Annotated in this window: 22 protein-coding genes; 9 read left to right on the top strand and 13 right to left on the bottom strand. The window is 70.9% G+C overall.

What is annotated here, in order from left to right:
- Positions 1-3: 3 nt before the first annotated feature.
- Together ACT3S3_RS00890 and ACT3S3_RS00885 are read right to left on the bottom strand one after the other, a co-directional pair.
- Positions 4-882, bottom strand: a complete 879-nt coding sequence (locus tag ACT3S3_RS00890; RefSeq protein WP_301443793.1) for a glycosyltransferase family 2 protein — start codon at positions 880-882, stop codon at positions 4-6.
- Positions 883-888: 6 nt separating this feature from the next.
- Positions 889-1,782 carry an SDR family oxidoreductase gene (locus ACT3S3_RS00885; RefSeq protein ID WP_444626009.1) on the bottom strand — a complete coding sequence of 298 codons (894 nt, stop codon included), beginning with the start codon at positions 1,780-1,782 and terminating at the stop codon, positions 889-891.
- Positions 1,783-2,008: 226 nt separating this feature from the next.
- On the opposite strand from ACT3S3_RS00885, the gene ACT3S3_RS00880 reads away from it, so the two are divergent.
- Positions 2,009-3,931, top strand: coding sequence for an LCP family protein (locus ACT3S3_RS00880; protein WP_444614734.1), 1,923 nt, complete (start codon positions 2,009-2,011; stop codon positions 3,929-3,931).
- A gap of 13 nt (positions 3,932-3,944) precedes the next feature.
- Here ACT3S3_RS00880 and ACT3S3_RS00875 read toward each other — a convergent pair whose 3' ends face one another.
- On the bottom strand, positions 3,945-5,816 hold the full coding sequence (locus ACT3S3_RS00875; RefSeq protein WP_444614735.1) for a bifunctional ADP-dependent NAD(P)H-hydrate dehydratase/NAD(P)H-hydrate epimerase: 1,872 nt from the start codon (positions 5,814-5,816) through the stop codon (positions 3,945-3,947).
- Positions 5,817-5,850: 34 nt separating this feature from the next.
- Between ACT3S3_RS00875 and ACT3S3_RS00870 the strand changes: the two genes are divergently transcribed.
- Positions 5,851-6,435: a VanZ family protein gene (locus tag ACT3S3_RS00870; protein WP_301444286.1), complete on the top strand. Its 585-nt coding sequence runs from the start codon at positions 5,851-5,853 to the stop codon at positions 6,433-6,435.
- Positions 6,436-6,462: 27 nt separating this feature from the next.
- Positions 6,463-7,179 carry a TIGR03089 family protein gene (locus ACT3S3_RS00865; RefSeq protein ID WP_441578772.1) on the top strand — a complete coding sequence of 239 codons (717 nt, stop codon included), beginning with the start codon at positions 6,463-6,465 and terminating at the stop codon, positions 7,177-7,179.
- On the opposite strand, the gene ACT3S3_RS00860 is transcribed toward ACT3S3_RS00865, so the two are convergent.
- The 5 genes from ACT3S3_RS00860 to ACT3S3_RS00840 form a co-directional block, all read right to left on the bottom strand.
- Positions 7,166-7,642: a hypothetical protein gene (locus ACT3S3_RS00860; protein ID WP_301442588.1), complete on the bottom strand. Its 477-nt coding sequence runs from the start codon at positions 7,640-7,642 to the stop codon at positions 7,166-7,168. The two genes, ACT3S3_RS00865 and ACT3S3_RS00860, sit on opposite strands and share 14 nt — an antisense overlap.
- Positions 7,643-7,652: 10 nt before the next feature.
- A complete protein-coding gene (locus ACT3S3_RS00855) occupies positions 7,653-8,405 on the bottom strand; it encodes an ABC transporter permease (RefSeq protein WP_444614737.1) in 753 nt (250 codons plus the stop codon).
- Positions 8,406-8,411: 6 nt separating this feature from the next.
- The gene (locus ACT3S3_RS00850) at positions 8,412-9,353 is read right to left on the bottom strand and encodes an ABC transporter ATP-binding protein (RefSeq protein ID WP_301442590.1); all 942 of its coding nucleotides are present in this window, start codon (positions 9,351-9,353) and stop codon (positions 8,412-8,414) included.
- 91 nt (positions 9,354-9,444) lie between these two features.
- Entirely contained in the window at positions 9,445-10,182 is a 738-nt protein-coding gene (locus tag ACT3S3_RS00845) for a response regulator (protein ID WP_301442591.1), read from the bottom strand.
- Between the two features lie 53 nt (positions 10,183-10,235).
- Complete coding sequence (locus tag ACT3S3_RS00840) at positions 10,236-11,543, bottom strand: sensor histidine kinase (RefSeq protein WP_444614738.1); 1,308 nt, start codon at positions 11,541-11,543, stop codon at positions 10,236-10,238.
- Positions 11,544-11,608: 65 nt separating this feature from the next.
- Here ACT3S3_RS00840 and ACT3S3_RS00835 point away from each other — a divergent pair, with 65 nt between their 5' ends.
- The 5 genes from ACT3S3_RS00835 to ACT3S3_RS00815 all read left to right on the top strand — a co-directional run bounded on the left by ACT3S3_RS00835 (position 11,609) and on the right by ACT3S3_RS00815 (position 16,300).
- Positions 11,609-12,664: an ABC transporter ATP-binding protein gene (locus ACT3S3_RS00835; RefSeq protein WP_444614739.1), complete on the top strand. Its 1,056-nt coding sequence runs from the start codon at positions 11,609-11,611 to the stop codon at positions 12,662-12,664.
- Positions 12,665-12,830: 166 nt separating this feature from the next.
- Positions 12,831-14,099, top strand: a complete 1,269-nt coding sequence (locus ACT3S3_RS00830; RefSeq protein ID WP_444626007.1) for an ABC transporter substrate-binding protein — start codon at positions 12,831-12,833, stop codon at positions 14,097-14,099.
- 103 nt (positions 14,100-14,202) lie between these two features.
- Entirely contained in the window at positions 14,203-15,279 is a 1,077-nt protein-coding gene (locus ACT3S3_RS00825; RefSeq protein ID WP_441578776.1) for a carbohydrate ABC transporter permease, read from the top strand.
- Positions 15,279-16,097: a carbohydrate ABC transporter permease gene (locus ACT3S3_RS00820; protein WP_301442601.1), complete on the top strand. Its 819-nt coding sequence runs from the start codon at positions 15,279-15,281 to the stop codon at positions 16,095-16,097. The genes ACT3S3_RS00825 and ACT3S3_RS00820 overlap by 1 nt, the downstream gene beginning before the upstream one ends.
- Positions 16,094-16,300, top strand: coding sequence for a hypothetical protein (locus ACT3S3_RS00815; RefSeq protein ID WP_444614740.1), 207 nt, complete (start codon positions 16,094-16,096; stop codon positions 16,298-16,300). The genes ACT3S3_RS00820 and ACT3S3_RS00815 overlap by 4 nt, the downstream gene beginning before the upstream one ends.
- A 33-nt stretch (positions 16,301-16,333) precedes the next feature.
- Here ACT3S3_RS00815 and ACT3S3_RS00810 read toward each other — a convergent pair whose 3' ends face one another.
- From ACT3S3_RS00810 to ACT3S3_RS00790, 5 genes are all read right to left on the bottom strand, one after another.
- Positions 16,334-17,383, bottom strand: coding sequence for a YdcF family protein (locus ACT3S3_RS00810; RefSeq protein ID WP_441578777.1), 1,050 nt, complete (start codon positions 17,381-17,383; stop codon positions 16,334-16,336).
- Between the two features lie 11 nt (positions 17,384-17,394).
- A complete protein-coding gene (gene purE / locus ACT3S3_RS00805; protein ID WP_075811356.1) occupies positions 17,395-17,871 on the bottom strand; it encodes a 5-(carboxyamino)imidazole ribonucleotide mutase in 477 nt (158 codons plus the stop codon).
- Positions 17,872-17,947: 76 nt separating this feature from the next.
- Positions 17,948-19,153 (bottom strand): 5-(carboxyamino)imidazole ribonucleotide synthase, encoded by a 1,206-nt coding sequence (locus ACT3S3_RS00800; protein ID WP_441578789.1) that lies wholly within the window; start codon positions 19,151-19,153, stop codon positions 17,948-17,950.
- Positions 19,154-19,234: 81 nt separating this feature from the next.
- Positions 19,235-19,798: a PH domain-containing protein gene (locus tag ACT3S3_RS00795; RefSeq protein WP_301442598.1), complete on the bottom strand. Its 564-nt coding sequence runs from the start codon at positions 19,796-19,798 to the stop codon at positions 19,235-19,237.
- A gap of 12 nt (positions 19,799-19,810) precedes the next feature.
- Positions 19,811-20,746, bottom strand: a complete 936-nt coding sequence (locus ACT3S3_RS00790) for a biotin--[acetyl-CoA-carboxylase] ligase (RefSeq protein ID WP_301442599.1) — start codon at positions 20,744-20,746, stop codon at positions 19,811-19,813.
- A 98-nt stretch (positions 20,747-20,844) separates the two neighbouring features.
- Between ACT3S3_RS00790 and ACT3S3_RS00785 the strand changes: the two genes are divergently transcribed.
- Positions 20,845-22,461: an acyl-CoA carboxylase subunit beta gene (locus ACT3S3_RS00785; protein WP_444614741.1), complete on the top strand. Its 1,617-nt coding sequence runs from the start codon at positions 20,845-20,847 to the stop codon at positions 22,459-22,461.
- Positions 22,462-22,467: the final 6 nt, after the last annotated feature.

The following is a 22,467-nucleotide window of genomic DNA, read 5'->3' as shown; positions in this document are numbered from 1 at the left end:
CCGTCAACGGCGCGCCCGCTTCGCCAGTGCGACCGCCACGGCCCCCCTGAGCCTCAACCCCGCCCACAGCGCCGCGCGCACCGGCGCCTGCCACCACGCCGACAACCGGTCCGCCTGGAAGCGGTAGGCGCTGTCGTGGTGCGCCGGCAGGGTGATCTCCGGGTGCTTGCCCGCCGAGTGCCCCTTGGCATGGGTGATCTCCGCGGACGGGGTGAACACGTTCTCCCAGCCCGCCCGGGTCAGGCGGTCGCCCAGGTCCACGTCCTCCATGTACATGAAGTAACGCTCGTCGAAGCCGCCCACGGCGTCGAAGGCCTCCCACCGCAGCAGCTGGCACGACCCCGACAGCCAGCCGGACGTACGCTCCCGGTTCATCACCGCGTCCGCCAGGTAGCGGCGGGTGAACGGGTTGCCCTTCCACACCGGTGCCAGCAGCGCGTGGCCGATGCCCGCGCCCAGGGTCGGCACCGAGCGTGCCGAGGGGTACACCGTGCCGTCGACCTCACGGATCAACGGGCCCACCGCCCCGGCACGCGGGTGCCGGCGGGCGGCCTCGACCATGCGGTCGATCGCACCCTCGTCGAAGACCACGTCCGGGTTGGAGATCACCAGGAACTCCCCGTCGATCTCACCGGCCTCCCGGCGCGCCCGCAACGCCTCCACCCCGGCGTTCATCCCGGCGCCGTAGCCGATGTTGCCGCCGGTACGCAGCAGCTCCACGCCCTCGCGGGCGGTCGCCGCCTCAGGGGCCCCGTCGGTCGAGCCGTTGTCGGCCATGACCACGACCGCGCCCTGTCCGGACGCGGCGGGCACGGAGTCCAGGAATCGGGTGAGGTACTCCCCCGGCGAGTAGGTGACGGTGATGACGGCGATCGGTTTCACGGGAGTTCACCCTAGTCGATAACCGGCCCCGAGACCCCGTCGCAACGCATCGCGCCAGTCCGGTGGCGTGCGCCCGGTGCGCGTGGACCATGCCTCCAGGTCCAGGACGGACCACGGGGGACGCGCCGCCGGCGTGGGCCACTCCTGGGTGGTGCACGGGCTCACCCTCGCGGGGTCGTGGCCGGTGCAGCGGAAGACCTCGCGGGCCAGCCCGCACCAGGACACCGGCTCGCCGGAGTTCGTGAGGTTGAGGATCTCGGGCGCGGGGCCGGCGCCTACCTGCTCCCCTGCCAGGGCCCACAGCTCCGCGGCCAGGTCCGCGGCGAACGTCGGACGTCCCACCTGGTCGTCGACGACCTTCGGGTCCACGCCGTTGTCGGCCAGGGTGGCCATCACCGAGACGAAGTCTCGTCCGGGGGCCTCGGGTCCCGACCAGACCCACGAGGTGCGCACCACGGTGCCGCCGGCCTCGAGCACCGCCAGCTCGCCCTCTCGTTTCGTCCGGCCGTACTCGTTGGCCGGCCACACCGGGTCGTCCGGACGCCAGCCTCGTCCTCCCTCGGGCGCGGTGCCGGAGAAGACGTAGTCGGTGGAGACGTGGATGAACCCGACCCCGGCGTCGCGCGCCACCCGGGCGAGTTCGCCGGGGGCGACGGCGTTGACCGCCTCCACGGTGGCGCGGTTCGCGTCGTCCTCCGCGCCGTCCACGTCCGTCCAGGCGGCCGTGTTGATGATCACGTGCGGCGCGTCCCCGTGGGGCGCGCCACCGGCCAGCAGGGCCCCGGCCGTCCCGCGGAAGGCCTCGGTCCCCGCGGTCGAGAGGTCCAGGTCCGCGCGGGACAGACCCACGCCCCCGAGCGCCACGAGACACCGTCCGACCTGGCCCTGTGCACCGGTCACCCATACCGTCACTGTGCGTGAACCTCCTGCGTGCCGGGCGCGGACACCGATGTGCCTGCGGCGTGACCCGGTACTACGATCGGGCACCGACTCTACGCTGGCCGGCCCCTGACCGGCCGCTCGCGCGGGCGCGTGTTCGCGACGTGATCCGGGCAACCACCGTGGTAACTAGTAGAGTCCCCCCTATCTTGTGTACATATCGACGAACCCCGCCGAAAGGTCTGGAATGAGCGACGCTGACAGGTCTCCGCGCAACGACCGTGGAGACGCCCCCCGTCACGGCGGTCGGCACCACCGCCGCGACGAGGTGGCCCCACGGGCCGAGAGGCCCCGTCAGACCGGACAGTCCAGCCAGACCGGGCCGGACGGCCAGCCGCGGCGGGCCCGTCACAGCCGGCCCTCCAACGGCAGGCAGACCGAGGGCACCAATGCAGGACGCTCCTCGCGCACCGTCGCCGGTGCCGCCACCGGCACGGCCGTGGCCGGGCACCGCCAGCTCGGTTCGACACCGGTCAAGGTGGTTCTCGCCCTGCTGTCGGCGATCATGCTCGTCGGCGGAGGCTTCGCCCACGCCTTGTTCGGCAACCTCAACTCCGACATCAGCCAGGCCGGCGGCCTTGACCTCGGCGACCAGGCCGACGGTGCCACAGACATCCTGCTGGTCGGCATCGACTCGCGCACCAACGCCCGCGGCGAGCCCCTGACCCAGGAGCAGATCGACACGCTCCGCGCAGGTGAGGAAGAAACGACCAGTACAGACACGATCATCCTGATCCGCGTGCCCAACGACGGTTCCTCGGCGACGGCCGTGTCCCTCCCCCGCGACACCTACGTCGACGGCGGCTCCGAACTGGGCAACCAGAAGATCAACGCGATCTACGGTCAGACGAAGTTCTACAAGGAGGAGGAGCTCCAGGAGAAGGCTGTCAACTCCGGCGAGACCCCCGACGAGCAGGAGATCGAGAACGAGTCCTCGCAGGCCGGCCGCGAGGCACTCATCAGCACGGTCGCGGACGTCACCGGGATCACCGTCGACCACTACGCCGAGGTCGGTCTGATGGGCTTCGTGAGCCTCACCAACGCCGTCGGCGGGGTCGACGTCTGCCTCAACAACGCCGTCGACGAGCCGCTCTCCGGCGCGAAGTTCCCCGCCGGCGAACAGACGCTGAGCGGGCCGGACGCCCTGAGTTTCGTCCGCCAGCGCCACGACCTCCCCCGCGGCGACCTGGACCGCATCACCCGCCAGCAGGTCTACATGGCGAGCCTGGCCAACAAGGTGCTGAGCACCTCCACGCTGACCAACCCGTCCGCCCTGAGCAAGCTGCGTAAGGCCATCGAGGACTCCGTGGTCCTGGACGAGGGGTGGGACGTGATGGGCCTCGCCACCCAGATGCAGAACCTGACCGGCGGCAACGTGACCTTCCAGACCATCCCGGTGACCAGCATCGACGGCACCAGCGACGACGGGCAGTCGGTGGTGACCATCGACAAGAACCAGGTCCACAGCTTCTTCGACGACCTGCTCGGTGACGACTCCGACAGCGACTCCGAGGATTCCGACGACTCCGACTCCGAGGACTCCGCCAGCGACATCGAGGACTACGAGCCCTCCGAGTCCACCGTCTCGGTCTACAACGCCAGCGGTGTCAGCGGGCTCGCCGCCCGCGTGGGCGACCTGGTCTCCGGCGCCGGCTACGGCATGGGCGAGGTCGGCAATGCCGACGAGACCGGCATCTCCGAGAGCCAGGTCAACGTCGCCGACGAGAACGACCCTGCGGCACGGGGCCTGGCCGACCAGCTCGGCGGGCTGACCGTGGTCGAGGACTCCAGCCTGGAGCCCGGTGAGATCAGGGTGACCCTGGCCGGCACCTACGACGGCCCCGGCACCTCCGAGACCGGTGTCGACGAGCCGCTGCCCGCCGTGGGCGAGTCCGGCTCCTCGGGCGGCTCGGGCAGCTCCGACAACGTGGGCACGCCCGGCGAGGACGCCACCGGTGGCGACGTGCTCGGCGAGAACGAGAGCGCCGAGGGCAGCGATTCCGGTGACTCCGGGACCGTCGGCAACACCGGCACCCCGGAGCAGTCGGACGCCACCAGCGACCGTGGCGCGATCGACGCCGGCGGCGACGGCCCGATGTGCATCAACTGATCCGCCGCCGGCGTCAGTAGCGCCGCGTCCGCACGGTCGGGGCGCAGGACGCCACGGCGTGGGGGATCGCCTCGGCGATACGGCTCGCCGACGTCGGGGCGTGCCCCGCCGGGGTCCGGGCCGACAACTCGGCGGCCACGGCATGCAGCACCACCGCCTGGGGTGCCGGGAAAGCAGCCTTCCACCGGGGACGACGCCCGTCACCGTCGTCCGGCAACGAGGGACGTCCCTGCGCTGCCTTCGCTTCGTCACCGAACATCGCCTCTCTCTCCGCGGCCAGGGCCCCGAGGATCCCGGAGAGCACGTCCCCGGAACCCGGGGTCGCCCCCCAGGACGATCCGGCGTCGATGCAGGACACCGCCCTGCCGTCCGTGACCAGCGTGCGCCGGCCCTTGAGCAGCACCGCGCAGTTCAGCGCATCCGACAGCGCCACGACCGCGCCGATGCGGTCCTCGTCGGGGTCGGGGACCTCGGGGAACACCTCGGCCAGCCGGCGGAACTCTCCGGCGTGCGGGGTCAGCAGCGTGGCCGCCGGGGCCTCGTCGCGCAGGGCCCGCCCCTGCAGCGCGGTGCGCAGGTCCCCACGTCCGGCGAGCAGGGTGATCGCGTCGGCGTCGAGCACCAACGGTTCCGGGCGGCCGAGCAGTTCGGCTAGCTCACCGGCGGCGTCCTCCCCGGTGCCCCTTCCTGGTCCCGCCACCCAGGCCTGCACGCGGCCGGTGCGCGCCACGCCCGGCGACCACACGACCTCGGGGCAGGCCCGGACGACCTCCGCTGCGGCTGTCTGCGCTGCTTCTCCCCCGCCCAGCCCCACGTAACGCACCATCGAGCTGGTCGTGCGTACCGCCGCCGTCGTGGTGAGCACGCCCGCCCCCGGGTACACCGCCGAGCCGGCGCACACTCCGACCACCCCGCCGGAGTACTTGTCGTCGTCGGGGCCGGGCTCGTGCGCACCGTCGGCATGGGCGCGTCCGATCCCGTTAAGCAGCAGGGTTCCGGAGACGTCGTACTCCTCGTCCATGGGGCGTTCGCACCCCGGGGTCACCGCGCGCACGGTGGTCACCGACAGTCTGGCCCTGTCCCGCACGGTCCCGGACAACCCCGCGGAGATCGTCCGCTCCGGATCCAGGCCCGCGTCGGCGAGCAGCACCTGCCCGCAGTAGGCGCTCACCGCGTGCGCCCGGCGCAGCCCACCGAAGGTGACGGTCACGTCGGCGATGACGTGCGCCGGCACCCGGGTCCGCGTCAGCACCGTCAGTCCCGGCATGTTCCACTCCTCGGCACGGGGGTCCGGCGGGTCCTCCACGTCGACCATCGCCGGGGTGGCGCCGGTGTCCGCGGCGATCCCGGAGGGCACGTCCACGGCGAGAACGGGCACGAACCAGGCCGTGGCGTAGGCGAACAGCACCGCCGGCCCCTGCGACAGACCGCCGTCCCCGCCGATGCCGAGCACCCCGTCGACGACCAGCCGGTGGTGCGAGGGACGGCGCCACACACTGTCCACCTCGACCACGGTGCCGCCGGCGGCGAGAAAGGCGTCCAACGCGGGTCGGTGCACCCGCCCGTCGCGTCCGAACAGGACGGCGTCCACCGACCATCCCTCGGCCGCCAGCTCCGCGGCGGCGTACAGGGCGTCGCCGCCGTTGCCGCCGCCACCGGCGGCGACCAGGACCCGGTCGTCGGCGCTGAGCCGGTTGTCGCGGGCGAGCATCACCCGCGCGGCCTGCGCCACGGCCGACGCCGCCGAGCGCATCAGCGCGTCCGGCCCGTCCTGCGCCTCCAGGAGCGGACGCTCCGCGGCGCGGACCTCCCCGACGGTGAACACCTCACCCTGCAGACTGCCCGGGACCTCGTAGTTTCTCGGCGACGCTTCCTGCTGACTCATACCCACACGCTACGGCCCGGTAATGTCTCTTCGCATGGACACCACCGCCGTACCCTCCCCCGCCAAAGTGGAACCTGCCGTGCGCACGCCCTGGCGGACGTGGGTCTCGGTGACCCTGGTCGGGTACGCCGGGGTCATCCTGGCGCTCACCACGCTGAAGTCCTTCTACACCATCGGGCTGCTGTGGAAGCCGGAGAACCAGCGGGTCCGCCAGCTGCGTCTCGTGCCCTTCGGCATCATCGAGGACTCCTCGACCACCTTCGGCTGGGTCTTCGACATCCTCGGCAACCTCGCCCTGTTCGTGCCGCTGGGCATGATGCTGATGGTCCTGTCCTGCCGGTGGAGGTGGACGGTGGGCATCGCCGCCCTGTTCAGCCTGGGCATCGAGGTCTCGCAGTACGTGTTCTCCCTGGGACGCTCGGACGTGACCGACCTGATCTGCAACACCGCCGGTGCCGCCCTCGGCGCCTGGATCGCCTGCTGGTTCGCCTCGCGTCCGGTGTGGTCGAAGAGGTGGCAGACCGTACTCACCGCGGCCGTGGGGCTGGCGGTGCTGGTCTTCGTGGTGCTGGTGATCCTGGGCCCGGCGCTCGGCGACCCGGACAAGGTCGTCGGGTGACCGGACGCTACCGCTAGTGTGGTCGCCATGGATCTGCTGTCCCCCTTCCTCGCGACCGACCCCGCCTCCCCCCGCCTGACGACCTACACGGACGCCGGGCGCATGGAACTCTCCGCCGCCACCCTGGCCAACTGGGCCGCCAAGGGCGGCAACCTCATGGCTGGTGAGCTGGGGCTGGGCCCCGGTGACGTGGTCGTGGTGGACGCACCGGCGGACTGGATGCCCGCCGCCATCGTCGTCGGCTGCTGGCGGGCCGGGGTCGCGGTGTGCTCACCGGACGCGCCCGCCGCGGCATCGGCGGCCGCGGTGGTGACCACGGACCCGGATGCGCATCCCGACACAGACGCCGAGATCCTCCAGCTCTCCACCGACCCCTTCGGACGCGGCGTTGCCGAGGCCGGCGGGGACGTCGACTTCGGGGTCACGGACCTCTCCCCGGAGCTGCGGGTGCAGGGCGACCGCTACGCCGGTCCGGAGACCGGCGGTCGAGACGGCGCAGAGACCGTGCTGCTGCACGCCTCGGACGGTTCGGAGGTGACCGGGGCGCAGCTTCGTGAGCGCGCCGCGCAGCGCTTCGAGGCCGGCACCCGGGCGGTCACCGGCGCGTGGGCGGACACAGACGGCCTGGTCGACACCCTGCTCCCCCTGTTCGTCGGCGGCTCCGTGGTGGCCTCCACCGACGACGCCGCCGAGCGGCTGCGTCACCTCGCCGAAACCGAGCGCGGCACCGTCACTCCGCGGTGATGACGCGGGTGACCAGGTCGCGTGCCTGGTCGAGCGCCTCGTCCTGGTCGCCCAGGAGGAACCCCTGGACCATGTAGGGGGCCATGTACTCGCCGGTCTCCAGGGCGAAGTGCAGGGTGAGGTTCAGTTGGTCGCCCTCCCCGGCGCCTTCGCCCTCCGCCGGCTCCGGGGTGCGCACGATGGTGTAGACCAGCAGGTCACCGGACGGGGTCTCCCCGGCGTCGACGTCGACGAGTTCGGCGTCCGCCTCCTCCAGCGCCGGGCGGATCCCCGAGATCACGTCGTCGCGGTCGACCGGCATCATCTGCCCGTCGAGCGGGGCGAGGGTCACCGCGGCGAAGCTCGACGCCGTGCGGTACCCGAAGGCCACCGTGCCCGGCGCGTCCTCCGGCACGGTGTCCAGTCCCTGCCAGTGCTCCGGAAGGGTCAGTGTGCGGCCGGTGTCCCCGATGCTGATCTCCATGGGGCACACGCTACCGGACGTCGGTGCGCGCGTTGCGCCACAGTCCGAGACCGGTCATGACAACGACCCAGCCCACGAGGATCACGTAGCAGCCGACGGTGCTCACCCCCAGATCGTAGGGGTCGGCGCCGTAGGCCAGCTGTCCCTGACGCAGTCCCGGGGCCAGGGCGGCGACCGGACGCAGCCACTCGTAGTATGCCGTGCCCATGGCGATCATGCCCTCGATGACCATCAGCCAGACGATCGGCAGCGCGACCGCACCGACCTGGCTGCGGATCACCGCGGCCAGACCCACGGACACGGCGGCGAAGACGACGCTGCCCAGCAGGCTCGCACCGAACTGCGCGACGCCGGTGCCGAGCTCCGCGGTCCCGCCGAACACGAGCCCCGCCACCAGGGCCAGCGCCGTACCCACCAGGTAGGTCACGGCGGTGAACACCATCGTGACGACCACCTTCGCCAGGATCCAGAGGGAGCGGTCGGACTGGGTGAGGAACGCCTGGGCGTGCATGTTGTTGCGGATGTCGCCGGCGGTGGTCGCGGCGGCGAAGATGATCGCCACGATCTGGAAGATCATCGCGCCGGCGGAGAGCAACGCCCAGTCCACGACCTGGTCGGGGGCGTCGGCGAAGATCATGAACAGGGCGACCGGGGCGGACAGCGAGCCGACCATCAGGATCGTGTAGACCACCGACGAGCGCATGCTCAGGACCTTGGTGGTCTCCGAGCGCAGGGCGTTGAGCAATGAGGTTGGTGTTGGCATGTCTGTCTAGTTCCTTCCGGTCCGGTATTCCTGGGCCCCGGACGTCGCCTCGAGGAAGCGGGCCTCCAGGTTGTCGTGCTCCACACCCAGTGCGGTGACCGGGATGCCGTTGGTGAGTGCGGTCTCCGCGACGGCGCGACGTACCGTCGCGTCCTTCGCACCGTCGGGGACGGCGACGGTCAGGACGACGTCCTGCGCGCCCGTTCCCGCCCCGGCCTCGAAACCAGCGCTGCGCAGCGCCTCCGCCAGGACCGTCGCGGAGCGCGCGTCCACGGTCTCGACCGACACGCGGCTGCCGCCGGCGAGGAACTCCTCCATGGAGTACTCGCCGATCAGCTCGCCGCGGCCGATGACCACCAGCCGGTCGGCGGTGAGCTGCATCTCCGAGAGCAGGTGCGAGGACACCAGCACCGAGCGTCCCTCCGCGGCCAGCGCGCGGATGGTGTGGCGCATCCAGCTCACGCCCTCCGGGTCGAGGCCGTTGACCGGCTCGTCCAGGATCAGGTGTGCCGGGTCACCGAGCAGTGCGCCGGCCAGGCCGAGGCGCTGCTTCATGCCGAGCGAGTAGCCGCCGACCTTCTTGCCGCCCACCGCGGACAGGCCCACCAGCTCCAGGCAGGCCTCCACCCGGGAGTCGGGGATGCCCGCACCGCGGGCCAGGACGCGCAGGTGCGAGCGTCCGCTGCGCGCGGGGGTGAACCAGGACGCCTCCAGCAGCGCGCCGGCCACCGACGGCTTGTCGGCGACCTTCGCGAACGGTTCCCCGTCGAACAGTGCCTGACCTGCGGTGGGACTGTCCAGCCCCAGCATGCAGCGCATCGACGTCGACTTCCCCGACCCGTTGGGCCCCAGGAAACCGGTGACCGCGGCGTCCGGGACAGTGAACGTCAGGTCCTTCACGGCGTCCTGCCGTCCGTACCTCTTCGTCAAACCTTCTACTGTGATCATGGCTGACAGTCTGCCTCCTGCGACCGTCGTTCGCATCGTGCCACGGTATGAGATCCGCCCCCGTGCCGGTCCTCCAGCTCAGTCCTCCGGCTCAGTCCTCCAGCACGCGCACCGGGTCTACCAGCCCGTTGCTGAAGGCGAAGAGCACGGCGTGGACCCGGTCGCGCGAGTCCGTCTTCGCCAGGATCCGCCCCACGTGCGTCTTCACCGTGGGCAGGGAGACGAACAGCCGCCGGGCGATCTCCGGGTTGGAGTAGCCGCGGGCCACCAGCACGAGGATCTCGAGTTCACGCGGGGTCAGCGGGTCCGGAAGGTCCAGGGCCGCGGCGGCCGCGGCGACGTCCAACGGGGCGGTCTCGGGGTTCGTTTCGGGGGCCGCCCCTCCCCTGACCTGGCGCAACAGCCGCGCCGTCGCCTTCGGCGAGATCACCGCCTCCGCCTCCCCCACCGTGCGCACGGCGTCGATGAGCTCCTCCGGGTCGGCGTCCTTCAGCAGGAAGCCGCTGGCGCCGGCGGTGATCGAGCCCATCACGTACTCGTCGTTGTCGAAGGTGGTCAGCACCACCACCCTGGTCGGCTCACCGGAGGGGCCCGCGACCCCGGCGTCCACGATCTGCTTCGTCGCGGCGATGCCGTCGAGCTCGGGCATCTGCACGTCCATGAGGATCATGTCCACCGGCTGCCGCGTGGCGAGACGGACCGCCTCGGCCCCGTCGACCGCCTGCCAGAGCACACTGATGTCCGGCTGCGAGTCCAGCACCATGCCGAACCCCGCGCGCACCAGCTGCTGGTCGTCGGCCAGTCCGACGGTGATCGTGTGTTCGCTCATGCTCTCCCGTGCTCCTCGTACCTCATACCTTGTGCCCCTGGTGGACAGTGCGCTCAGATGCCGAGCACCACGTCGACCCGCCAACCGCCGACGTACGTCGCCGACGCACCCCATTCTGCCGTGCCCCCGTGGATCCTGGCACGTTCACGCAACCCGACCAGCCCCTGCCCGTCGGACCCGCCACCGTCGATGAGCCCGGTCCCCGGCGCGTTGTCCACGGTGAGGTGGATCTTGCCCGGCACGTTCCAGTCCACGAGCACCCGGGCGCGGGTCGGCCCGGCGTGCTTGAGGATGTTGGTCAGGCACTCCTGCACGGTGCGGTACACCGTGAGACCCGTGGCGACGTCCACGTCGACGGGCACGCCGAGGACCTCGTAGTCCACGGTGAGGCCGGAGCGGCGCGCGTCGTCCACCAGGCCCGGCACCCCTGCCACCCCGGGCAGGGCGGTGGTGTCCCGGGTGGTGTCGCCGGCGCTCCCGGCACCGACACCTGCGCCACCGTCACTGCGCAGGACGCTGAGCAGCTGGCGCATCTGCGCCAGCGCGTCGCGTCCGGTGGCGCTGATCGTGTCGAGCGCCTCGATGGCCTTGGCCGGGTCCTGACGTCCGGCGTAGCGCCCGCCGTCCGCCTGCGCGATGACGGCGGTGAGCGAATGGGCGACGATGTCGTGCATCTCCCGGGCGATACGCGTGCGCTCGGTGACGGCGGCGAGCTCCGCCCGCGCGGCGAGTGACTCCATGCGCTGGTACTGGCGACGCGTGGTCAAGCCCAGCTGCCAGAACAGGCCGATCGAGATCACCGCGAGCAGGGCCAGCACCACACACATCACCAGGAGCTGGACCAGCGGCGGACTGTACTGCTCCACCGCGGGGTCGACGGTGGCCGCCGACGCGCCCCATGCCTTGCCGAGGCCGGACACCACACTGACGACCACCACGGCGACGACCGAGCCTGCGACGAGGAACACCAGCCACATGCGTCGGCGGCGCCGGACGAACGCGGAGACGAACCAGGCCTCGTAGCAGACCACGAGGTAGGCCAGGAGGTAGATGCCGGAGAGGCTGACACCCGCGGCGAGCAGCCCCACGGCGACCATGGCCAGCCCCAGCTCCGCACGCCACCGCTGCACCAGCAGCCCGACGAACACCAGGGTGTAGCCGACCACGAGTATCCAGGCCGGCACCGGACTGCCGAAGGAGAAGGCGTTGCCCGCGTCCAATGCGCCGAACAGGAAGAACACGGCCGACTGGATGACGAGTTGGAGCCACAGGCCCCGGTCGCGCCAGAACGGCCCCCGCTGGGCCTGCGGGGCTCTCGGCGCCCGGGGGCGGGTTGTCACGGCGACTTCCGGCTGTTCCATCACGCTCTCAGATCCTACGGCAGTCCCCACCTGCGACGGATCGTCCTGCGGTATGATTCCCCACCATGGCCGACGTCGAATTCTCGCATGTGGACATCCGGTACCCGGGTGCCGAGTCCCCCACCGTCCCGGACCTCAACCTCGCCATCGGCGACGGCGAGTTCCTCGTGCTCGTCGGGCCGTCCGGCTGCGGAAAGTCGACGATCCTGCGCTCCCTCGCGGGCCTGGAACCCACGAGTGCGGGCGCGGTGACCATCGGCGGGCGCGACGTGACCGGTGTCGAGCCCGGTGACCGGGACATCGCGATGGTCTTCCAGGACTACGCCCTCTACCCCCACATGTCGGTGCGCGAGAACATGGCGTTCGCGCTGACCATCGCCAAGCGGCCCAAGGCCGAGATCGCCGAGCGTGTGCAGCACGCCGCCGACCTGCTCGACCTGGGTGACTACCTCGACCGCAAGCCCAAGGACCTCTCCGGCGGTCAGCGGCAGCGCGTGGCGATGGGCCGGGCGATCGTGCGTGAGCCTCAGGTGTTCCTCATGGACGAGCCGCTGTCGAACCTGGACGCGAAGCTGCGCGTGCAGACCCGCGCCCAGATCGTGAAGCTGCAGCACGACCTGGGCGTGACCACGGTGTACGTGACGCACGACCAGGTGGAGGCGATGACCATGGGCGACCGCGTGGCGGTGCTCAAGGACGGACGGCTGCAGCAGGTCGACACACCGCAGAGGCTCTACAACGAGCCGGTCAACGCCTTCGTCGCCGGGTTCATCGGCTCCCCGGCGATGAACCTGCTCGTCCTGCCCGCCGGGCAGGACGAGCTGGCCGGTCTCGGCGTCCGACGGCCCGACGGGGTCACCGGCGAGCTGCTGGTGGGGGTGCGTCCCGAGCACCTGGTGGTCGGCGCCGGGCAGGACGGTCTCGGCGGCACGGTGTCGCTGGTCGAGGAGCTCGGCGCGGACTCCAACGTCTACGCCGACACCGCGGCCGGCCAGGTGACCGCGAAGTCGCAGGCGCAGGCACCGGAGCTCCCGCGCATCGGGGGGAGCGTCTCGTTCACCCTCACCGACACAGCCCGGGTGCATTTCTTCGACGCGGTGTCCGGTCGGCGGGTGAGCTGACACCCCCGTTGCACCCCGGATCCGGTGCGCAGATACTACACTCAACCGAAGAACCCGCCCGGCGGCGTGCCTCGCACCTCCCGCCACGGTGGGGGTGACGTTTCATCAGTTGAGTTCCGTCGGCGGTGGTCGTGCGGAGCCGTACCTACGTAGAAAGGTTCGGGCCATGGCCAACCTCTCAAAGAAGATCCTGGCCGGTGTCTCGGCCGTCGGGCTCAGCGCAGCGCTGGTGTCCTGCTCCTCCGACGACGGCGGCGACGGGGGGAACGGGGGCAACGGCGGTTCCGACGGTCGCGGCCCCATCACCTTCGCGATGGGCAAGAACGACACGGACAAGCTCCGCCCCATCATCGACAAGTGGAACGAGGACAACCCGGACGAGCAGGTCACCCTCCAGGAGCTCGCCGGCGAGGCGGACGCCCAGCGTGACACGCTCGTGCAGTCCCTGCAGGCCGGCGCCTCCGACATCGACGTGATGGCCCTCGACGTGGTCTGGACCGCGCAGTTCGCCGCGCAGGGCTGGCTCGCCCCGCTGCAGGACGACCTCGAGGTCTCCACCGACGGTCTGCTGGAGGCCACCGTGGACTCCGCCACCTACAACGACGTGCTCTACGCGCTGCCGCAGAACACCAACGGCCAGCTGCTGTACCGCAACACCGACATGGTGCCCGAGGCCCCGGAGAACTGGGACGACGTGGTCTCCTCCTGCGAGGAGGTCACCGACGACAACAACGACTGCCTGATCACCCAGCTCAAGCAGTACGAGGGACTCACGGTCTCCACCGCCGGCTTCATGAGCGGCTGGGGCGGCGGCATCCTCGACGAGAACGGCGACGTCACCGTGACCTCGGACGAGTCCCGCGAGGGCCTGCAGGCCCTGGTCGACGCCTACGAGGACGGCACGATCTCCCGCTCCTCCACCGGTGCGACCGAGGAGGAGACCAACCTGAGCTTCACCCAGGGCCAGAACGCCATGGCGATCAACTGGCCGTACATGTACGGCGAGGCCGAGGCCGAGGGCTCCGCCGTCGCCGGCAAGGTCGAGGTCCAGCCGCTCGTCGGCAAGGACGGGGTGGGCGTCTCCACCCTGGGCGGCTACAACAACGGCATCAACGTGAACTCGGAGAACAAGGCCACCGCCCTGGACTTCATGCAGTTCATCATCAGCGAGGAGAACCAGCGTTCCTTCGCCGAGGAGTCCTTCCCGCCGGTGCTGTCCTCCATCTACGACGATGAGTCGCTGATCGAGGAGTTCCCCTACCTCCCGGCCCTGAAGGAGTCGCTGGAGAACGCCGAGCCGCGCCCGGTGTCCCCGTCCTACGACTCGCTGTCCAAGGCGGTCCAGGACAACGCCTACGCCGCCATCACCGGTGGCAAGAGCGTCGAGGACGCGACGAACGACATGGAGTCCGCCATCGCGAACGTGACCGGCTAACCACGGTCCCGCTCTCCTCCCCGCCAGACCCGCAGCGCCCGGTTGCCGTCGCACCCCGTCGACGGCATTCCGGGCGTCGCGTTTTACCGATAAGGTTCACCCTGTGACTTCCGTAACACCCCAGAAGAAGCGTGACCTGCGCGCCGTGTGGCTCGTCGGCCCCAGTCTCGCGCTGCTCGCCGTGGTCATCGGCTACCCGATCCTGCGCGCGGTCTACCTATCCTTCCAGGCCGACCGTCACCTCGACCCGGACACCGGTATGTTCGTCGACGGCGGGTTCGCCGGGCTGGACCACTACCTGTACTGGCTGACGCAGCGGTGTCTGTCCCCCACCGGGGAGGCCACGACCTGTGCGCCGGGCAACCTGGCCACGGACTTCTGGCCGGCGTTGTGGATCACCCTGTTCTTCGTGGTGGTCACCGTCGCCCTGGAGACCGCTCTGGGGCTGTGGATGGCGATCACCATGTCGAAGACCTTCTGGGGACGCAGCCTGCTGCGTGCCGCGGTGCTGATCCCCTGGGCGATCCCCACGGCGGTGACGGCGAAGCTGTGGCAGTTCATCTTCGCCCCGGACGGCATCGTCAACTCCATGTTCGGGCTGAACGTCGCCTGGACCACCGACCCCTGGGCCGCCCGCTTCGCCGTGATCATCGCCGACGTGTGGAAGACCGCCCCGTTCATGGCGCTGCTGATCCTCGCCGGCCTGCAGATGGTCCCCGGCGGGGTCTACGAGGCCGCGCGGGTGGACGGGGCGTCGCGCTGGCAGCAGTTCACCCGCATCACCCTGCCGCTGATCAAGCCGGCGCTGATGGTGGCGGTGCTGTTCCGCACCCTGGACGCGCTGCGCATGTACGACCTGCCGGTGATCATGATCAGCGAGTCGACGAACTCGCCGACCGCGGTGATCAGCCAGCTGGTGATCACCGACACCAAGTCCGGCAACTTCAACTCCGCCTCGGCGGTGTCCACGCTGATCTTCCTGCTCATCTTCGCCGTGGCCTTCGTGATGGTGAAGTTCCTCGGCGCCGACGTCGCCGGCACGCAGAACATGCCGCGCACGGCACGCAGGGGCCTGTTCGGACGCAGACGTGACCCGGACGAACCCCCGGAACCCCGGCACACGACCGGTGACACGACCGGTGACAAGACCCCTGAAGAAACCACGGAGGCCACCCGATGATGAAGGTCGTCCGCAACTACCTGCCCGTGCTCGTCATCCTGGTCTGGGCGCTCGCCCCGTTCTACTGGATGGTGGTCACCGCCTTCCGCGACAAGGCCCACACCTTCTCCACCAACCCGGTGCCCAGCCACCTCACCCTGGACAACTTCAAGGACGCCCTGGCCACCGACGCGGGCAACAACTTCCTGCGCGCCATCGGCAACAGCCTGATCATCGGCGTGGCGACCACCGCCATCGCCCTGGTCGTCGGCGTCTTCACCGCCTACGCCCTGGCACGCGTGGACTTCCGCGGCAAGGGGTTCGTCACCGGCATCATCCTCGCCGCCTCGATGTTCCCCGGCATCGCCCTGGTGACCCCGTTGTTCCAGCTGTTCAGCAACATCGGCTGGATCGGCACCTACCAGGCGTTGATCATCCCGAACATCTCCTTCGTCCTCCCGCTGACCGTCTACACCCTGACGTCCTTCTTCCGTGAGCTGCCGTGGAAGCTCGAGGAGGCCGCCCGGGTGGACGGGGCGTCGCGGGGACTCGCCTTCCGCAAGGTCATCCTGCCGCTCGCCGCCCCGGCGCTGTTCACCACCGCGATCCTGGCGTTCATCGCCACGTGGAACGAGTTCATGCTGGCCAAGCAGCTGTCCACCACGTCGACCGAGCCGGTGACGGTGGCCATCGCCCGCTTCACCGGGGCGAGCGCCTTCCAGTTCCCCTACGCCGCCACGATGGCCGCCGGCGCGCTGGTGACCATCCCGCTGGTGGTCATGGTGCTGGTGTTCCAGCGCCGCATCGTCTCCGGGCTGACCGCCGGTGGCGTGAAGTGACCCCCGACAGTTCCGAGTACCGTCGCCGACGCACCGTCCTGGAGGCGGTCCTCGGATTCCTGGCGTTCTTCTGCGTCCTGGCCCTCGTCCAGGCCGTGTGGAACGTGCTCCAGGACGACCCGGCGGTGTGGCCCGCCCTGCTGCTCGCCGCGCTCCTCCTCGCCACGTGGGCGGTGTGGCGCCGGTGGCGCCGCTACGACTGAAGGACGAAGGACGCCAGCCTTCCCCGCACCGTCTCAGGCCCGCCCCAGCACCCGGTGGATCATCAGCGCCACGTACTCGCGCAGGTACGCCGCCGGCAACGACGGTTTGGGCGTCGGGGCACCCAGCACCACCGCGTCGAAGGGACGCCCGTTGCCACCCCGCTCCTCCTGCAGCATCGCCACGATGCGCTCGGTGCGCATCACGTGGAAGTCCGAGGTGCACACCACGATCGACGGGTGACGCACCCCCTGCCCTGCCAGGAGGTCGAGGCTGAAGTGGAGGTTCTCGGTGGTGTCCGTGGCGTCCCGCTCCTCCAGGATCACCTCGCGCGGGAATCCGCGGGACGCGAGGTAGCGGTGCATCGCCTCCGCCTCGGTGCAGGGCTCGTCCTCCCCCATCCCGCCGGAGACGATCAGCTCCACCGGTGAGCCCGGGTCCGCGTCGGTCAGCGTGCGCCAGGCAGCGGCACCCCGGTCGCACCGGCAGGCCAGCAGTGCACTGACCTTGTCGTGGTGGAGGCCCGCGCCGAGGACGACCACGGCGTCCACACCTGCGCCACCGGAATCCACCGGCACCGGCCGGTGTCGACCCCGCCGCACCTGCCACAGGAACAGCATCATCGAGCCCACCGCGGCGACCCAGAGCACCACCCCGGCGGCACCCAGCACGGTGAGCACGATCAGGGCGTCGTTCACGCCCGGGCCCCAGCTACGCCAGGTGCGCCACGCGGCCGTGGCAAGCACCGCGCTGCCGAGTCCGAGGGTCAGCATCATCGCCGCGGCGACCACGGTGCTCAGATGGAACCAGCCGCGACCGTCGACCCCGGGCAGGGCGTCTCCCATCCACCGGGCGACGACCCACCCCACGCCGGCCACGAGCAGCTGCGAGATCCCCCACGCGATCCACAACGGCACCGGGAAACCGCCGCCGTGGGCGGCGACGATCAGCCACGCCCACATCAACTCGGCGACGAGCAGCACCATCAGCCCGTTGCCGTGCCAGCGCGACCGCGACTTCACCGTCCACGCCGTGGCGGCGACCGCCACCGCGACGAGGACGGTGACCAGCAGCATTCCCGACATTCCGGCGGTTCCTACTCCCCCATCAGCTGCTGCTTGAGACGGTGGTCCTTCTCTAGCACCTCGTCGCGCATGCGCTCCTGGTAGGCGACCATGCCCTCCAGCAGACGGGGATCGGCCACCCCCAGCATGCGCACGGCCAGCAGGCCGGCGTTCTTCGCCCCGTCGATGGACACCGTGGCGGTCGGCACACCGGCCGGCATCTGCACGATGGACAGCAGCGAGTCGAGCCCGTCGAGGTTCTTCAGCGCCCGCGGGATACCGATGACCGGCAGCGGGGTGGCCGCGGCGACCATGCCGGGCAGGTGGGCGGCGCCGCCGGCGCAGGCGATGATCACCTTCACCCCGGTGGTGTGCGCCGCGCGGGCGTAGTCCAGCATCCGCTCGGGGGTGCGGTGGGCGGACACCACACCGATCTCCATGGGTACGCCGAACTCCGCCAGGACCTGCGCGGCAGGCTCCACGGTCGGCCAGTCGGAGTCCGACCCCATCACGATGCCGACCAGCGGGGTCGGCGCCACGTTGTGTTCACTGCTCTCGGTAGTCACGCCGACCGATCCTACCCCGTCAGGCGTCCGTCCAGCGCGCCGTCACCAGGAAGTCGGACGCCAGGCGCGCGTCGCGGCGCAGCGCCTCCACCGCGTCGGCCGCGGCGGCCTGCCCGAAGGGCAACGACATGTTCACGTGCCCGATCTTGCGGCGCGGCCGCCAGTCCTTGCCGTAGAGGTGGATCTTCGCCGTCGGGAAGCGGCGCCACACCTCGTCCATGCGCTCCGGCATCGGCATCTGCGGGTCCGCCTCGTCGTGCCCCAGGACGTTGGCCATCACCGTGGCACCGGTGAGCTGTTCGGTGGAGCCCAGCGGGCGGTCCAGGACGGCGCGCAGGTGCTGCTCGAACTGGCTCGTCACGCAGCCGTCCTGCGTCCAGTGCCCGGTGTTGTGCGGGCGCATGGCCAGCTCGTTGACGATGATCTCCGGCTGACCGGCCTCGTCCTCGGTCTCGAAGAGCTCCACGGCGAGCACACCGGTGACGCCCAGCTCCGCGGCGACCTCGCGGGCCAGGTCGTGGGCCTGGGCCACCACACGCGCCTGGCCGTCCGACGCCACCGGCGCCGGCGACACCGCCAGGTAGCAGATCCCGTCGGCCTGCACCGACTCCACCACCGGCCAGGACGCGACCTCGCCGGACGGGGTGCGCGCCACCATCGCCGACAGTTCGCGCACCAGACGCACCTTCTTCTCCGCCATCAGCGGGACGTCCTGCGCCAGCAGTTCGGCGACGAGGGTGGCGGTCTCCTCACGCGAGCCGGGGAACCACACGCCCTTGCCGTCGTAGCCGCCACGGCGGGCCTTCAGGCACACGGCACCGTCGGTGGCGTCCCAGAAACCGGTGGCGTCCTCCACCGTCTCCACCGCCAGGAACGGCGGCACCGGGGCACCGATCTCGCGCATGCGCTTACGCATCACCAGCTTGTCCTGCGCGTTGATCAGGGCGGACGGCTGGGGCTGGACGTTGACGCCCTCGGCGATCAGGCCCTCGAGGTAGGCGTTCGGCACGTGCTCGTGGTCGAAGGTCACCGCGTCCGCACCGTCCGAGACCGCGCGGACCACGTCCTCCCGCGTGTACTCCCCCAGCCACACGTCCGCCGTCGCCTGCGACGCCGAGGACGCCCCCGAGCCGGCGAGCAGTCGCACGGTGAGCCCCAGCTCGATGCCGGCCTGCTGCATCATCCGGGCCAGCTGGCCGTCACCGATCACGGTGACCAGCGGCATGTCCGGGGAGTGCGCCTCCGGGCGGGCGAGAGTTCGGTCCAGAGTTGGTTCCAGGTTCTTCTGCTCGTCAGTCACGGTGGTTCAGTATAGCGGCCGCGGCAGGTTCACCGGGATGCGGGAACGAACCATGCGGGCGAACCTGCGGGCGTAGGGGACGTCGCGCAGCACCAGCGGACGCCCGCCGCCACGCAGGAACACACGCACCTCCGACTTGTGCGCGCTCACGTCCACGATCTGACCCAACGGCACCTCGCCGACCTGGCTGCGCAGGTGCCCCGTGGCGGTGATGAGCCGACGGTCGGTGAGCATCATCCGGCTGCGGTGGCGGAACAGCAGGTGACGCAGGCACCTCCGCCACGCCAGCCACACCCACAGCACCAGCAACGCCCGGCGCGCCCACAGCGCCGCGGTGGCGGTGGACGCGTCCGACTCGCCGACGAGCAGCGGGACGTCGCCGATGTTGTCCGGCACGTAGCCGACCCACGTGGTCGCCAGCCCGCCGAGGTAGGAGTCGAGCAGGCCCACGACCATCCAGACCAGCCCGGTGATCACGATGAGTTCCAGCACCGGGAACAGCGTGCTGCGCCGCGAGGGGCTGAGCTCGGCGAAAACCTGCTCGTCCGGGGCGAACTGGATCTTCGGCACGACCGCGCCCCCTTACCCTCGTCCGACGGGGCGCAGGTGCACCACGTCACCGGCGGTGACGGTCCGCCGCTCCCCTGCGCCTGTCGCGCCTGTCTCCATGACGAGCCCACCGTGGGCGTCGAGGTCCACGGCCGTGCCGGTGAGCTCCTCGCCGCCCGGCAGCTCGGCGCGCACCCGGGTGCCCAGGGTCGCGGACAGTTCCCGGTAACGCCGACGCAGCCCGTCCAGCGCCGCCCCGCCGGAGCGCCACGCCTCGTCCACGGCCAGGATGCTCCGCAGTTCCGCGGCGGCGACGCGTTCGCGGTCCTCCACCGAGGCCAACGACGCGCCCTGCGTGGTCAGGGAGGTGCCGGCCTCGACACCGGCCTCGTCGAACTCCTCCGGGGTGATCGAGGCGTTCAGCCCGACCCCCACGACCACGGCGACCGGGTTGGTGCTCACCGCCTCGACGAGGATGCCGGCGAGCTTGCGGTAGCCGTGCGGGGTGCGCTCGCCGGGGGCCTCCGGCACGATCACGTCGTTCGGCCACTTGAGCTGCGCGTCCACCCCCACGCTGCGCGCGGCCTCCGCCACGGCCACCCCGACCAGCAGCGGCAGCTCGCCGAAGCGTTCCACCGGCACCTCCCGGGCGGACGGACGCAGCAGGACGCTCATGATCACCTGCGCGCCCGCCGGCGCCGACCACCGACGGCCCAAACGTCCGCGGGCGGTGACCTGCTCCTCGGCCAGGATCACCGAACGGTCGGCGATGTCCGGGTCGGCGCGGTAGGCGTCCGCCAGGTCCGCGTTGGTGGAACCGGTGGTGCCGACCACGGTCAGCGGACCGGCCACCCCCGCCCCGGCGCCGTCCGCCACGAGGCGGGCGAGGCGGGTCGCGTCCAGCGCGGCACGGGAGTTCCCGGGGCCAGAGTTCCCGGGGTCGACGGATTCAGACGGGGCACCTGTCATGGCCACAAGGATAACGCGCCCGCGCCCCGACGGCGGAGTGGGCCGCACCGACCAGGCGGTGAGGACTTCCGGACGGGTTTGCTCCTAGACTGTAGGCCATGACTTCACCCACCCCCGCCCCGCGCCAGGTCGACACGTCTACCACCGCAGGGAAACTCGAGGATCTCCGTATCCGTCTCGAGGAGACGTCCGCCCCGGTCGGCGACGAGGCCGTCGCGGACATCCACGGGTCCGGCCGGCTCACCGCCCGCGAGCGGGTCGACCACCTCCTGGACGACGGATCCTTCGTCGAGATCGACGCCCTGGCACGCCACCGCGCCAACGCCTACGGCATGGACCGCTCGAGGCCGGTGTCCGACGGCGTCGTCACCGGCTACGGCACCGTGGACGGCCGCCAGGTGTGCGTGTTCTCGCAGGACGGCACCGTCTTCGACGGGACCGTGGGCGAGGTGCACGCCGAGAAACTGGTCAAGGTCATGGAGCTGGCGCTGCGCTCCGGTGTGCCGCTGGTGGGCGTGCACGACTCCACCGGCGCGCGGGTGAAGGAGGGCGTGGTGTCGCTGGGCATGGCCGCACGCCTGTACCGGCTGCGCACCAGCATGTCCGGTGTGGTGCCGCAGATCTCGGTGATCGCCGGGCCGACGGCCGGCACCGAGGCGCACCAGCCGGTCCTGGCCGACCTGGTGGTGATGGTGGACGGTTCCTCGTCGCTGTACCTCACCGACCCGGAGATCACCCGCCGTGTCGTCGGTGAGGACGTCACCGCCGACGACCTGGGCTCCGCCGCCGTGCACGCCGCCGTGACGGGCACCTCGCACCACACCGCCGCCGACGACCGCGCCGCCCTCGACTTCGTGCAGGCAGCGCTGTCGCAGCTGCCGTCCAACAACCGCTCGGTGGTGCCCTTCGGCGAGGATTCTTCGGATTCTTCGGATTCTTCGGATTCTTCCGCGACCGACGCCCTGGACGCCGTGATCCCGGACTCCCCGCTGGCCGGCTACGACGTGACCGACGTCCTCGCCGGCATCGTCGACGAGGGGTCCTTCCTGGAGCTGCAGCCCGACTACGCCGGCAACGTGCTGACCGGCTTCGCCCGCGTCGCCGGACGCAGCGTCGGCGTCGTCGCCAGCCAGCCGATGGTGCTCGCCGGCGCGTTGGACGCCGCGGCGTCGCGCAAGGCCGCCCGCTTCGTCCGCACCTGCGACGCCTTCAACCTCCCCCTCGTCTTCGTGGTGGACTCCCCCGGCTTCATGCCCGGCAAGGACGAGGAGCGCGGTGGCCTGCTGCGCAACTCCGCGCCGCTGCTGTACGCCGTGGCGGAGGCCAGCGTGGGCATCGTCACCGTGGTGACGCGCAAGGCCTACGGGACGTCCTACGTGGCCCTGGGCTCGAAGAACATCGGCGCCGACCTCGTCTTCGCCTGGCCGAGCGCCCAGATCTCCAACGCCGACGCCCAGAACACCGTCGCCGCCGTCCACGCCGAGACACTGGCCAAGGCCGAGAAACGCCGCAAGGACGTCGACGCCCTCACCGTGGAGCTCACCGACGAGGTGGAGAAGACCCTGGTCAACCCGTACGCCGCCGCCGAGCGTGGCTACGTCGACGCGGTGATCCCCCCGTCGCAGACCCGCGCCCGGCTCATCGACGGTCTCGGCCTGCTGGAACGCAAGGTCGTCGACAGCCCCGCCCGCAAGCACGGCAACCTGCCGCTGTAGGAGGAG

The organism is Corynebacterium sp. AOP40-4SA-5, assembly GCF_052377355.1.
Classification (GTDB): domain Bacteria; phylum Actinomycetota; class Actinomycetes; order Mycobacteriales; family Mycobacteriaceae; genus Corynebacterium.
The sequence above is the reverse complement of the archived record's forward strand: the minus strand, read 5'-3'. Positions and strand labels throughout refer to the sequence as shown.